This is a genomic window from Kitasatospora sp. NPDC034533, assembly GCF_055575155.1.
In genome coordinates this window covers 1-13201 of record NZ_JBVITE010000107.1, presented here as the reverse complement: position 1 = coordinate 13201, position 13201 = coordinate 1, and the positions used below count along the sequence as shown (strand labels likewise).

The window sequence follows — 13201 nt, the reverse complement described above, 5'->3', positions numbered from 1 at the left end:
TGTCCCGGCCGGTGCGTTCGGTCTCCGGCCGGCCGCCTGTCCCGGTCTCCCGCCGGGGGTGGTCGCGCTCAGCCCGGGGCCGGGTTCGTGCCGTGTCCTGGGGTGTCATCGCCTTGGTGGCCGTGTCCCGGTCGCCGGCCGTTCCACCTGCCGGCCCGCACGACCAGCTTTGCCTGCTTGACCGTTCGGCCTGATTCACCGATTCACCGCTTGGCCCGCTCAACCTGCCTTACCTGCTTCGCGGTTCGGCTCGCTTCACCGGCTTCACCGGCTTCACCGGCTTCAACTGTTTCGACCTGCTTCACCTGCTTCACGGTTCGGCGTGTTCTGCCTGCTTGACCGTTCGGCCGGATCAACCGCTTCACCCGCTTCACCCGCTTCACCCGCTCGACCCGCTTGACCGTTCGGTCGGCTCTACCACGTCACCTGCTCAAGCTGCGTCGCCTGCTTGAGCGTTCGGCCTGATTCACCGATTCACCGCTTGGCCCGCTCAACCTGCCTTACCCGCTTCACGGTTCGGCTCGCTTCACCTGCTTCACGGTTCGGCGTGTTCTGCCGGCTTGACCGTTCGGTCGGCTCTACCACGTCACCTGCTCGACCTGCGTCGCCTGCTTGACCGTTCGGCCCGCTCCACCTGCTCCACCTGCTTCACTGGCTTCACTGTTCGGCCTGCTTCACGTGCTCGATCCGCTTCACCTGCTCCACCTGATCAACCCGCTCTGTCTGCCTCACCGTTCGACTTGCTCCACCCGTTCCACGCGCTTCACCCGTTGCGCTTGCTCTGCCGTTCGATCCGCTTCGCCTGTTCCGTCCGCCGGTCTGTTCCGTTGACCGGTTCGTCTCGTCCGTCCGCCTGTTCCGACTGTTCCTTCGGTCTGTTCCGTCCGCTCCGGTGTGTCCGCCGGTCCGTCCGCCGGTCCGTTGGCCCGTCGGTCCGTCCGCCGGTTCGCCGGTCCGTCGGTCCGTCTGCCGGTTCGCCGGCCCTCGGTCCGTCTGCCGCCGGCTGGTGCGTCCGGTTCGCTGTCCCGCCGGCTCTCTGCCCGCGCCGTGGTGCGTGGTGCGGTGGGCGAAAAGGGGGCTGCGGCACGGCCGGTCCCGGGTGGTCCGGTCCCGGGCGGGGCGGTGGGTGGCGGGTGGGTTCGGGGTGGTGGGGCACCGCGCCGGGCGGCGGGGAGACCGGAAGCCCGGCTGTGGGCTGTCGGCCCCGCCGGGAGCCTCCGGCCCGCCGGAGGCCTCCGGGTGGCCGGTGGTAGCGGGGTGCGGGGAGCGGGGGTGTGTGCGGGGTCGGCCGGTGGCCGGGGTGCGGGGGGTGTGTGCGGGGCCGGCCGGTGGTGGCGGGATACGGCGGCCGGCTGGTGGCGGCGGGATACGGCGGCGGGCCGGTGGTCCGGGCCGGTGGCCGGGCTGGTGGGCCGGTGGCCGGGTGGGTGGCCGGGTGGGTGGGCCGGGCCGGTGGGCCGGGCTGGTGGCCGGGCGGGTGGCCGGGCCGGTGGTCCGGGTGGGTGGTGTGTTCCGGACCTGTTCCGTTCCCTGTTGGCTTCACTGACCTTGCGCCCACCCCCCTTCTGATGGGAGGGGTGGGTGTGGAGAGGAAACGATCACTGATGTCTCTGATTCCCACGATCGAGGACCTGGCCGAGCAGCTCCAGGCGGTCTCGGGTGCGCGTGAGATCGACGCGGACGCGGCGTTGCAGCACATCGCGGATGTCGATTCGCTGGACCTGATGGAGTGGCTGTACGGCTTCCAGAACCAGTACCCGCACATTCCCGCGGACGAGTCGCTGTTCGCGGACATCGATGACACGACGACGCTGCGCGTGGTCCACGAGCGGATCCTGGCGCTGGTGCCGGGCGCGGGCAACTGAGGCCCGGGGCGGTGGCGGCGGTGGCCAGGGCGCAGGAGGGCCGCGCGGTGAGCGGTTTCGATGTCACCGGCTGGGGGATGTCGGTGCCCGCGCGGGTGGTGAGCAGTGAGGAACTCGCGCGGCGTTTCGGGGTGGACGAGCACTGGATCGTGTCGCGGTGCGGTATCCGTGAGCGCCGGGCGGTGGGTGCGGGGCAGAGTACGGCGTCGCTGGCGGTGGAGGCCGGGCGCCGGGCTCTGGAACGGGCGGGCCTTTCGGGTGCGGACATCGCGCATCTGATCGTGGCGACCGCGACGCCGGAGCAGCCGTCGCCGGCGACGTCGGCGTTCGTCCACGAGGCGCTGGGGATCGCGGGCAGCGCGCATGACGTGAACGCGGAGTGCGCGGGGTTCGTGTACGGGCTGGTGACGGCGGCGGGGCTGATGCGGATGGATCCGCGGCCGGTGCTGCTGATCGGTTCGGACACGCACACGCTGACGGCGGATCCGGCGGATCGGGATCTGTCGATCCTGGTGGGGGACGGGGCGGGGGCGGTGGTGCTGGTGCCGGGGGCGGTGGAGCGGGTGCGGGCGTGGAACCTGGGGGCGGACGGCTCGTGCAAGGACAGCCTGAAGGTCCTGGCGGGTGGTTCGCGGATGCCGACGAGTGCCGAGACCGTCGCCCGGGGGCTGCATTACGCGCGGATCAACGGCAACGAGATCTATCTGAACGCGGTGCGGTACACGGTGCGCACGATCCGCGAGACGCTGGAGCAGGCGAAGGTGGCGCCGGAGCAGGTGGATCACGTGGTGCCGCACCAGGCGAACATCCGGATCATCAATTCGGTGCTCTCGCACACGGGGATTCCGCGGGACCGGCTGGTGACGAATCTGGAGCGGTACGGGAACACGGCGTCGGCGTCGATCCCGATCGCGTTGGCGCAGGCGCTGGACGAGGGGCGGATCAGGGACGGTGACACGGTGCTGCTGGCGGGTTTCGGCGCGGGGATGACGTGGGGTTCGGTGCTGCTGACGTGGGGAGGGGTGGCGCGGTGAGCGGCGGGGACGTTTTCGGGCGGCGGCCTTCGTCGCCGGTGGCGCTGGTGACGGGTGCCTCGGGTGGGCTGGGCGGTGAGCTGGCGCTGGCGCTGGACGCGGCGGGGTGCCGGGTCGCGGTGCACTACAACTCCTCGCGGGAGGGCGCGGAGAAGGTCGCCTCGCAGCTGGTCAACGACCATGTGCTGGTGACGGGTTCGGTGGCGAACTGGGAGGCGGTGGGCGCGATGTACGAGCGGGTGCGCTCGGCGCTGGGGCCGGTGGACGTGCTCGTCAACAACGGGGCGGTGCGGCGGGACGCGCTGATGGCGATGCAGGATCCGGGGCAGTGGCGGGAGGTGATCGACACGAATCTGATCGGTTCGTTCCACACGGCGCGGGTGTGTGTGCCGGCGATGCTGCGGGCGCGGTGGGGGCGGGTGGTGAACATCGTGTCGCCGTCGGCGCTGATCGCCACGGCGGGGCAGACGGCGTACGCGGCGTCGAAGGCGGGGCTGATCGGGCTGACGCGTACGCTGGCGGCGGAGTGCGGGCGCCGGGGGGTGACGGTCAACGCGTTGTCGCCGGGGTTCATGATCACGGGGATGACGCGGACGCTGCCCGAGCACGTGGTGGCGGGGATGCTGGAGAAGGTCCCGGTGCCGCGGTTCGTGACGCCGCGGGAGGTGGCGCGGTCGATGAGTCTGTTCCTGGATCAGGACTGTATGACGGGGCAGGTCGTGAGTATCGACTCGGGGGCTTCGATCACCTGACCGGGGGCCGCCCGGGGCGGTTGGCCCCGGCCGGACACCCCGGCCGGGGTGTCCCGCCCGGGGTGTGGCGCCTGGGCGGGGGCCTGGCCGGGGTGTCCCGTCCGGGGGTACCGGGCCCGGGCGGGGGTGTGCCCGGGGCCCGTGGTGTCCGTCCGGCTCCGCTCGGCCCGGTCTGTAGGCCGGGCGTCGGGGTGTTCCGGCCCCGGGGGAGGGGTGCACCACGCCCGGGGGCCCGGCCCGGGGTGCTCGGTGACAGGGCTCTTCGAGGTTCCCCGCCCGGTGCTCGGGTGCCGGCCGGACCCGCTCGCGTGGTTCCTCACGCTGCCGCGCCCCCGTCGAGCACGGCTTCGCGCACCCGAAGACCCCGGCGCAACCTCACCGAACTCCGCACGGGCCCCGCTCGCGCCACCAGCCCGCTGCGCGCCCTGCTCGCCTTGACGGACCGTGGACTCGGCCGCTGGCAGACGATCAGGACCGAAGACGGCCGCCCACGGCCGGCACGAGCACCCACGGACCCGCCGCACCGGCGGAAGCCAAGACGGCGGATCTTCGGTGAAGATCCGCCGGGCCTCGGTCAGCCGGTGCCCTCGACGATGCGGAAGTCGCGCTCGACGCCGTCGCGGAGGACGTCCAGGGCCTCCTGGTAGGCCGCACTCTCGCGGGTCGCGACGGCCTGCTCGAAGCTGTCGAACTCGATCAGGATGGTGCGCTCGGCGATTCCGGCGTCGTGTGCGACGACCCGGCTGTCACGGGCGAGGACCCGTCCGCCCCCGGCCTTGACGGCCGGAGCGGCCAGCTTGTCGTAGGCGGCCAGCTTCTCAGGGTCGGAAATGGTGCGGTAGACGCTGACCCAGTAGCCCTTGGGCATGGAACCTCCAGTGTCGGGATGAGTGCATCTGATCTACGGGGTGGTCCGGGGCGGGCGCCGGCGGGCGAGAGCGAGGCTTGCCGGCGCCGTGATCGCCATGGCACCGAGGCCGGCCGGCGCCGCGCCGGTGTAGGCGCTGTCGTCGGGCAGGAGGCGGCCGGGGCCGGTGCCCGCGGCGGGGATCAGGCCGCCGATGGCGCTGCCCAGGCAGTAGCCGGCGCTGTGGACGACGTAGTGGAAGCTCATGGCGCTCGACGTCTCGCTCCTCGGGGTGACGGCCGGGATGACGCCGGGCATCGCGGCCGAGAAGCCGCCGACGCCGAAGCCGAGCACGCCCATCGCCGTGAACAGTTCGGCCGGGCTGGACCGCGCCGCCGCGAACAGGGCGAAGGCGGCGCCGGCCACGACGGCACTGCCGGCCGGGAGCAGGGGGCCGGCGATCCGCGTCCCAAGCCGCGGCGTGAGCTTGCCGGCGGCGAACCCCAGGACCGAGGACGGGATGAGGACCAGCCCGGCGGCGAAGGTCGTCAGCCCGAAGCCGTAGCCGGCGCCGTGCGGCGTCTGCGCGTACCGGGTGATGAGCGTGAGCAGCAGGTACGTGCCGATCCCGCCGGTGAACATGGCGAGGTTCGCCCCGGCGACCGCCGGGTGGCGCAGCGCCCGCACGTCGACCAGGGGCGTCGTGCTGTTCAGCTCGATGACGGCCCAGAGGCACAGGAGCGCCACCGCGACGGCGGCGAGGCCCGCCGCCACGGCGAGGTGCCGGCTCCACGGATTCCGTTCGCCGGCGGGGAACAGCACCGGCAGCAGCGCGGCGGCCGGGACCACCGCGCCTGCCACGTCCACGCGGGCCGGGCGGTCTTCGGGGGCTTGGGGCATGGAGCGCCACGCGGTCGGCAGGGCGGCGGCGGTGACGGCCAGGCCGAGGCCGTAGGCGGCCCGTACCCCGCCGAGTTCGGCGAGCAGCGCGGCCAGCGGGTAGCCGGCGCCGGCCCAGATGATCGAGACCACCGGGATCAGGGCGATCACGGCCGCGCCGCGCTCCTCGGGGAGGTGGTCCCGGGCCACGCCCATCATCAGCGCCGTCAGCCCGAGCCCGGCGCCCTGGGCCGCCCTGCCGGCCGGCAGCCAGCCGAACGGCAGCGGCAGCACGGTGAGCGCGCTGCCGGCGACGACGACCGCCGGCGTGGTGAGGATCGTGGCCCGCCGGTGCGGGCCGGCTCCGGGCCGGCCCATGACCGGCGTGGCGACGGCGCCGCTGAGCAGCGCGATGGTCAGCGTCCACTGCGCGCTGGCGAGCGGGACGTGGAACGAGGTCGCCACGCTGGTGATGAGCGGCGTTCCGAGGCCGGCGGCCGCCGCCACGGCCGGCGCGATGAACATCGGGGCGGGGACCAGCGGCCGCGCCTGGGAACGCGTGGCTGGGAACGCCTTCACCGCGCCCGCGCCGGCCGGCTGCCCGGTCACTGCTTCGGCTCTTCGCGGTCCCGGTTTTCGAGTTCCGCCAGATGCTTCAGCGCCGGAAGGGCCGCCATCAGCGCCTCGGCCTCGTCGCCGGTGAGTTCGCCGATCAACCGCTCGAACGCGTGGACGCCCGCCTGGCGCCGTGTGTGGACGTAGGAGGCGCCGGCTTCGGTCAGGCACACCAGCGTGACCCGCTTGTCGGACGCGTCGCCCCGCCGCTCGACCAGGCCGGACTCCTCCAGCACCCGGACCAGGGCGGTCATCGCGGGCTGGGTGACGCCCTCGACCGCGGCGAGATCGGTGATGCGCCGCGGGCCGGTCCGCTCCAGGGTGGCCAGGGTGGCGGCGGAGGTGAGGCTCATGTCCCGGGGCAGGCGTCTGGCGGCCCTGGTGGCCAGGGCGTAGAGGGCCGCCCCGATGGCGGCGGACGCGCCGGGAGCGGTGTCGTGACGGCTCATGAGCCAAAGCATAGCGCTTTTATATTCATGGCTTATGTAAATGGAGGTGGCTGACCGGCGCGGGCTGCGGGAGTGCTGCTCGGCCGGGTGGCGGACCGCGTTCCGCCGCGGCGAGGCCCAGGTGGAGACCCGGACCTGCCCGGTCGGTGACGGCCCGTTCCAGGCGGGCGAGACCGTCCGTACCGTCTCCTGCCCGGTGGTCTGGTGCCGCGAGGCCGGGCACCGCCGGGGCCGGGCACCGGGCGAGGTGCGAGCCCGCCGTCTGCGGCAGGCGCGATCCTTTGCGCCGCCGGCCCGCGTCGAGTCCCCTCCGCCGCCGATCCGCACCGCCTCGCGGCAGCGGACCCCGGTCCGGGACCCCCTGGAGCCGGCCGCGGCACGCGGCTGCCCGCACTGCCGGCACTGGCGGCAGCCGATCACCGTCGTCGCGCTGCCGGCCGCCCCGGGAAGCCGCCCGGCATGTCATGGGCCGCATGCCCGGGGTTCCGCCACTGCGGAGAGTGCCGTGACCTGACCCGCTGGCCACCCTCGGGGCCCTCGCTCCCCACCGTCCTCAGGCCGTTGAACAGCCCGGCCGGCTGGGAGCGGAGAGCATGCCCGGCCGTTGTCGCGGATCCTCATCATCAGCCGGGGTGCCGGGCCCGCCCGGGGCCTGGCCGGGGTGTTTTGTCCGGGGTGCGGCGCCGGTCCGGGGGTGTGGCCGGGGTGCCCGTGGTCTCTGTCCGGCTCCGCTCGGCCCGGTCTGCCGGCCGGGCCCCGGGGCGCTTCGGCCCCGGGCCCCGGGGCGCTTCGGCCCCGGGGGCCGGGGCGGGTACCGCGCCCTGGGGGCGGTCCGCCCGGGCGGGGCCCGGCCGGGGCGTTACGGCCCCGGGGCCCCTGGGGTGTCGTATCCGCCCGGGGCGTTGCCCGGGACGGCGGGCCTGGGACATCGCGGTACCCGGGGCGTGCGGGGGCCGCCCGCCGGAGGGGCCCCTTTTTTTCGTGTCGGGGGCGGGACTCCGGGGTCCGGCCGCGGCACGGGAGCGGGCCGTGCCGCGGCGCGGGCGGGTGCCCGCCGGGCGGGCGCCTCGGGAAGGAGGCGGCCGGTACGCGTACGGCGGCCCGCCCCCCCTCTGTGGGTCCCGGCCCCCGTGCCACGCCGTGAAAAGGGGCGGGGCCGGGGGCGGGGGTGGTGTGCCGGGGGGGGGCGGGCCGCCGTCAAAGGCGCCCGGGCTGGGGCGCGGGTGGGTCAGTTGAGGGCGGCGAGCGCGGCCTCGTAGTTCGGCTCGTCGGCGATCTCGGCGACGAGTTCGGTGTGCAGGACGGTGTCGTTCTCGTCCAGGACGACGACCGCGCGGGCGGTCAGCCCGGCCAGCGGGCCGTCGGCGATCGCCACGCCGTAGGCGTCGTGGAAGTCGCGCCCGCGCAGGGTGGAGAGGGTCTTGACGTTCTCCAGGCCCTCGGCGCCGCAGAAGCGGGCCTGCGCGAACGGCAGGTCGGCCGACACGCACAGCACCACGGTGTTGTCCAGCGACGCGGCCTTGGTGTTGAAGGTGCGCACCGAGGTCGCGCAGGTGGGGGTGTCGATGCTGGGGAAGATGTTCAGGACCTTGCGGCGGCCCGCGAAGTCCTTCAGCGACACGTCCGCGAGTCCCTCGCCGACCAGGGTGAACCCGGGCGCCTGGGTGCCGGTGGCCGGCAGCGCGCCGTCGACCTGCACCGGGTTCCCCTTCAGCGTGACCTGAGCCATGGAAAGCCTCCTACCAGCGGTATACGGGATGCAACGCCGCTGATCCTACTGCCCGTTCCCGGGCCCGTGGGCCGGCGTCCGGTGAAGGGCGGCCGCACGCCGGCGGCAGGGCGTGGGGAGGACGGGACGCCGCCCGCGCGGGGACCGGAAGACGCCGGCGAGGGCCGCCGGCCACCGGCCGGACACCCCCCGGGCCGGGGCGGGGGCGGATCCCGCCCGGCATCCGGGCACCTGACGCCCGGGTACCTGACACCGGCCCCGCCCGCCCCCGGCACGCCGCGCGGGCGCGCCGGCCCGGTTGCGCCCGTGCCTTGTCCGCACCTGATACCCGGCCACCCGGCGCGGGCTTCGGCCCCGCACCCGCGCGTGGGGTGCGGGCGCACCGGCCCGCTCTCCCCGGCACGCGGCGCGAGCGCAACGGCCCGGTTGCGTCCGTGCCTTGTCCGCACCTGATACCCGGCCACCCGGCACGGGCTTCGGCCTCGCACCCGCGCGTGCGGTGCGGGCGCACCGGCCCGTTCTCCCCAGCGCGCGGCGCGAGCGCAACGGCCTGGCGCCGTCCGTGCCTTGTCCGCACCTGATACCCGGCCACCCGGCGCGGGCTTCGGCCCTGCACCCGCGCGTGCGGTGCGCCCGCACCGGCCCGGCTCCGCTCGTGCCTTGTCCACACCTGATACCCGGCCGCCGGCAGGGGCTTCGATCCCGCACCCGCGCGTGGGATGCGACCGCACCGGCCCGTCACGCCCGCCACCGCCCGGTACCGTCCTGCACCTGGCACGTCCTGCTCCTGGCGCCCGGCCCTGCATCCGCGCGTGCGGTGCGAGCGCGCCGGCCCGGTGCCCCCCGTGCCCGTACCCGCCGGCCCGGCGCCGCCCGTGCCCCGCACCCGCCGGTCCGGGCCGGCTCCGGGCGGGTGGCCGTTCGCGCGGGGCCCCTCGGCCGTCGTCACCGCGAGCGCGCCCGCCCCGCGGCGCCCGCCCTGCGACGGGCGGTGCGGTGCGGGGCGGGCGGCGGTGGAACGGTGTGTCACCGCGCGGACGGGGCCGGCGGTGCGGGCGGGCGGATCAGTTGAAGACGAGGATGTCGGTGCGCATCGGCAGCGGGCTGCCCCACGCGATGTTGATCTTGAAGGTGACCACGCCGTTGCCGGGGGCGATGCTCGAGACCTGGAAGGGCGCGGCGCCGACGAACCGGTTGTTGTTGGAGTCGATCTCGGAGGCCGTGATGACGACCGTCGAGTCGGTCCCGATCACGTTCCACGGGATCTGGAGGTTGAACGTGCCGTTGCCCGGGCTCCAGAACACCCAGCCCCGCCACACGGCGTTGAGGTTGCCGCCGATGGCCGCGAGGTGCTGCTGCTGGTCGGTGGACTGCAGGCCCTGCGTGATCTGCGGGATCCGGGCGATGGTCGGTTCGGTCGCGCTCATGACGCCTCTCCCTTGCGCCGGGAGAACTCCCCACGAGCCCTCCGGGTACCCAGAGTGTCCGCGACTGTTCGTAGCGTAACAATCACTCGTGCGAGTGAACCACCGGCGCGTCGGCGCACCACCCGCGCCGCCGCGCCGTACAGTCGCGCGCCGCCCGGCGCGCACCGCGCACCACGCACCGCGCTCCATGTGCTGTCCCGTGCCTGACGGGCGGGCATGTGAGGGGCGAGCAGGGGGCTCACCCGGGGCGGGGCGGTGACGGACGGAGGTGTGGGGAAGGCGCCGGGGGATCCCGCCCGGCGCCTGATCCCCGGCGAACCGGCCGAGTGCGAGGGCCGGTCACTGTCCGGGATCCGCGCGCGCCTGGCCACCCCGGCACGCGCTGGGTCCGGCCCGGCGCGGTTGCTACCGGCCGCGCGGCCTGAACACCGTGCCGCTGGAGCGCGTCGCCGCCCCGCCGGCTGGCGCCCGGCCCGGCCAAGGGCGCCCCGTGGCGCGCGCCCGCCCTGCGAGGGCGGCCTGCCGCCGACGGCACCCGCGCGGGTTCAGCCCGCCACCGTCCCCCCGCTGGCGCCCGGCCCGCCGCCGCCCGCCTTCGACCCCGGTCGCCTCGCTTGAGGCTTCGTCCGCCGCCGGCCGCACCCGCTCCGGGCCCAGTCTGCCGTCGCCCGCCCGCCGCCGCCCTCCCCGTCGGTGCCCGCCCCCGTCCGCCCGTCCGCCTCGCCTGAGGCTCCGTCCGCCGCCACCCGGACCCGCCCGCGCCGCGCCGCGCCGCCCTCCCCGGGCTGTGCCCGGCTAGCCGCCGCCCGCCTGTCGCTGTCCCTGCCCGCCCCGTCCAAGGCCCGGCCCGCCCCGTCCGGGGCCCGCCCGCCCGTGCCCGCGCCCCCGGGTCCCGCCTTGACACCCCGTGACATATCCAGAATATTGGATACGTCCCCGAGGGTCGGGCGGCGGAAGGAGCACGCGCGGTGGACCTCGACCCGCTGGCCGTGCACAAGGCACTCGCCAACCCGGCACGCGCGGACTTCCTGCGCTGGCTCAAGACACCCGAACGCTACTTCGACGAGGCGTACTACCACGAGCGCGGCGTCGGCTTCCACATCGGCGTGTGCGTCACCGACATCCGCGAACGCTCCGGACTGGCCCAGTCGGTGGTCTCCGGCTACCTGCAGATCCTGCGCGACGCCGGACTGCTGGTGTCCGAACGCGTCGGCAAATGGACCTTCTACCGGCGCAACGAGGAAACCATCGCCGCCTTCGCCGCGTACGTGCGCGACGAACTCTGACCCCACCACCCCCGCACACCGAGGGGCACCCGCACGCCCCTTCTCCCCGCCCTGACGCATCCAACTATCTAGATTAATGAATCCATGACGGAGGTCGTCCGTGCCCCGCACCGCTGCCGCCCCCCACGCCCTGGCCATACCGGTCCTGGCCCTGGGCGTGTTCGGCATCATCACCACCGAGATGGGCGTCGTCGGCGTCCTGCCCGCCCTGGCCGAACGCCTGCACACCACCCCCGCCACCGCCGGCACCCTGGTGGGCGCCTTCGCCCTCACCGTCGCCGCCACCGGACCCGCCGGCGTCCTGCTCGCCTCCCGCTGGCGCCGCAAGAACGTCCTGGCCACCGCACTGGCCGTCTTCGCCACCGCCAACGCCGTCTACGCCCTCGCCGACTCCTTCCCCCTCGTCCTCGCCTGGCGGATCATCCCCGCCCTGTTCCACCCCGTCTTCTTCGCCCTCGCCCTCACCGCCGCCGCCCGCCTGGCCGCCCCCGGCAAGGCCGCCCGCGCCACCACCACCGTCTTCGCCGGCGTCAGCGCCGGCTTCGCGTTCGGCGTCCCCCTCACCACCTTCCTCGCCGACCGCCTCTCACCCCCGGCCGCGTTCTGGTGCGCCGCCGCCGTCAACCTCCTCGCCTGCGCCGGCGTCCTCGCCTTCTTCCCCGACCACGGCGAAACCCGGCGCCCCACCTACGCCGGCCAGCTGGGCATCCTGCGCCGGGGCCGGCTGTGGCTGTCGATCACCGCCGTCACCCTGCTGTTCGCCGCGATGTTCAGCGGCTACGGCTACATCGCCGAATACCTCCAGAACGTCACCGGCCTCAGCGCCTCCCTCACCGGCCCCGCCCTGATGGCCTTCGGCATCGTCATGACCGCCGGCAACACCGTCTTCGGCCGCCTGCTCGAACGCGCCCCGGCGCGCACCGTCACCGCTTACCCGCTCCTCTACCTCGCCCTCTACCTCCTGCTCGACGCCGCCGGCCCCTACCGCGCGCCGATGCTCGCCGCCGTCCTTTTGTGGGGCGCCGTCCACTCCGGCGGCCTGGCCGTCGCCCAGGCCCACCTCGCCCGCGACGCCACCGACGCCCCCGAGTTCGGCAACAGCCTGTTCATCTCCTTCTCCAACCTCGGCATCACCCTGGGCACCGCCCTGGGCGGCGCCGTCACCGCCGCCGCCGGCCCCCGCCACCTGCCCCTGGCCGGCGCCGCCCTCGCCACCGCCGCCCTCGCCGCCGTCCTGTGGCGCCGCCGCCTGGGCCCCCGCCCGCACCCCGACCCGGCCCCCGCCCAGCCCCAGCCGTCCCCGGCTCCCTCCCCGGCCCCCTGATCCGCCCCACCCACCGGCCCGCATGCCGCGCCCCCGCCCGACACCGCCGGGGGCGCGGCACACGCCCGTCGCGGCGCCGGTCTCCGGCCGCAGACCGCCACCGCGACGCCCGCAGCCGGCCTGGCGCCGCCGGCCGCTCCCACCCCGGGCGCGAACCACGGCCCACCACGGCCACCGTGGCACCCCGCCCACCCGTGGACCCGGCGAACGGGACGGGGACGGAGGCGGGGGCGGCCCGCGACCACCACGACCCGCGAACGGCCAGACGTCCGGCCACTCGACACCATGCCGCCCGCCACCCGCAAACCCCTGACCACCCGCCACCCCCGCCCCGGCCCCGGCCCCCGGCCCGTGCCACGCTGCCTTCCCGGGCAACGGCGCGGCCGGCGACCGTCCCTGTGACGGCACATGACCGGGCATCAGCGGCGGACGGTGGGTCCCGCCCGCGCCCGGCCTTGGAAACGACCCCAGCCCTTCCCCGCACCCCGCCCGCCCCCGGGGCCGCCCGCCCCGGCTTTGGGAAGCGGCAGCCGGGCCACGTGCCGCGCCCCCGCCCGCTTGTGCCGGGCCCTCGGTGGGCTGGGGGAGTCGGCCGGTGATGGCGGCACGTGTCCGGGCATCAGCGGCGGACGGTGGGTCCCGCCTGCGCCCGGCCTTGGGAGCGGCCCCAGCCCTTCCCCGCACCCGGGCCGCCTCCGGGGCCGCCTGCCCCGGCTCCCGGGAAGCGGCGCCCCGGGGCCCCGTGCCGCCCCTGCCCGCTGTGCCGGGCCACCCGGGCGCGGGCCCTCGGCGGGCCGGGCCACCTGGACAGCGAACTGCCGAGGGCCGCAGGCAGGATGACGCCCACCCGCATCGGAGGGCTGCCGACCGGCGGACAGCCGCACACACGGCCTGTGCCCGCCCCGTTACCTTCTTCGTGGCCCTGAAACGGGGCTCCTGGCCTCCGGGTCCGGCATGACTGTTGCCCCCTGTCGATCGCATGACCTGGGGGGTG

11 protein-coding genes are annotated in these 13201 nt (G+C 75.3%); 6 read left to right on the top strand and 5 right to left on the bottom strand.

From position 1 onward, the window contains the following. Positions 1–1604: 1604 nt before the first annotated feature. From ACZ55U_RS37450 to ACZ55U_RS37440, 3 genes are read left to right on the top strand one after another with little or no spacing between them, the layout of a single operon-like run. Positions 1605–1865, top strand: a complete 261-nt coding sequence (locus tag ACZ55U_RS37450; protein ID WP_465533826.1) for a hypothetical protein — start codon at positions 1605–1607, stop codon at positions 1863–1865. A gap of 47 nt (positions 1866–1912) precedes the next feature. Next, positions 1913–2899 carry a 3-oxoacyl-ACP synthase III family protein gene (locus ACZ55U_RS37445; protein WP_465533824.1) on the top strand — a complete coding sequence of 329 codons (987 nt, stop codon included), beginning with the start codon at positions 1913–1915 and terminating at the stop codon, positions 2897–2899. After that, on the top strand, positions 2896–3651 hold the full coding sequence (locus ACZ55U_RS37440) for an SDR family NAD(P)-dependent oxidoreductase (protein ID WP_465533822.1): 756 nt from the start codon (positions 2896–2898) through the stop codon (positions 3649–3651). The genes ACZ55U_RS37445 and ACZ55U_RS37440 overlap by 4 nt, the downstream gene beginning before the upstream one ends. A gap of 574 nt (positions 3652–4225) precedes the next feature. Here the strand turns inward: ACZ55U_RS37440 and ACZ55U_RS37435 are convergent. The 3 genes from ACZ55U_RS37435 to ACZ55U_RS37425 are packed head-to-tail and all read right to left on the bottom strand — an operon-like array spanning position 4226 to position 6441. Next, positions 4226–4519 carry a DUF1330 domain-containing protein gene (locus ACZ55U_RS37435; RefSeq protein WP_465533820.1) on the bottom strand — a complete coding sequence of 98 codons (294 nt, stop codon included), beginning with the start codon at positions 4517–4519 and terminating at the stop codon, positions 4226–4228. A gap of 33 nt (positions 4520–4552) precedes the next feature. Continuing rightward, a complete protein-coding gene (locus tag ACZ55U_RS37430) occupies positions 4553–5986 on the bottom strand; it encodes an MFS transporter (RefSeq protein ID WP_465533818.1) in 1434 nt (477 codons plus the stop codon). After that, a complete protein-coding gene (locus ACZ55U_RS37425) occupies positions 5983–6441 on the bottom strand; it encodes a MarR family winged helix-turn-helix transcriptional regulator (protein WP_465533816.1) in 459 nt (152 codons plus the stop codon). The genes ACZ55U_RS37430 and ACZ55U_RS37425 overlap by 4 nt, the downstream gene beginning before the upstream one ends. A 40-nt stretch (positions 6442–6481) precedes the next feature. On the opposite strand from ACZ55U_RS37425, the gene ACZ55U_RS37420 reads away from it, so the two are divergent. Beyond that, positions 6482–6955: a hypothetical protein gene (locus ACZ55U_RS37420; protein WP_465533814.1), complete on the top strand. Its 474-nt coding sequence runs from the start codon at positions 6482–6484 to the stop codon at positions 6953–6955. A gap of 714 nt (positions 6956–7669) precedes the next feature. Here ACZ55U_RS37420 and tpx read toward each other — a convergent pair. Both tpx and ACZ55U_RS37410 read right to left on the bottom strand, forming a co-directional pair. Further along, positions 7670–8170, bottom strand: a complete 501-nt coding sequence (gene tpx / locus ACZ55U_RS37415) for a thiol peroxidase (RefSeq protein WP_465533812.1) — start codon at positions 8168–8170, stop codon at positions 7670–7672. A 1064-nt stretch (positions 8171–9234) separates the two neighbouring features. Continuing rightward, positions 9235–9597 (bottom strand): hypothetical protein, encoded by a 363-nt coding sequence (locus ACZ55U_RS37410; protein WP_465533810.1) that lies wholly within the window; start codon positions 9595–9597, stop codon positions 9235–9237. 968 nt (positions 9598–10565) lie between these two features. Here ACZ55U_RS37410 and ACZ55U_RS37405 point away from each other — a divergent pair. Both ACZ55U_RS37405 and ACZ55U_RS37400 read left to right on the top strand, forming a co-directional pair. Continuing rightward, on the top strand, positions 10566–10883 hold the full coding sequence (locus ACZ55U_RS37405) for an ArsR/SmtB family transcription factor (RefSeq protein ID WP_465533808.1): 318 nt from the start codon (positions 10566–10568) through the stop codon (positions 10881–10883). A 100-nt stretch (positions 10884–10983) separates the two neighbouring features. Further along, on the top strand, positions 10984–12207 hold the full coding sequence (locus ACZ55U_RS37400; RefSeq protein WP_465533806.1) for an MFS transporter: 1224 nt from the start codon (positions 10984–10986) through the stop codon (positions 12205–12207). Positions 12208–13201: the final 994 nt, after the last annotated feature.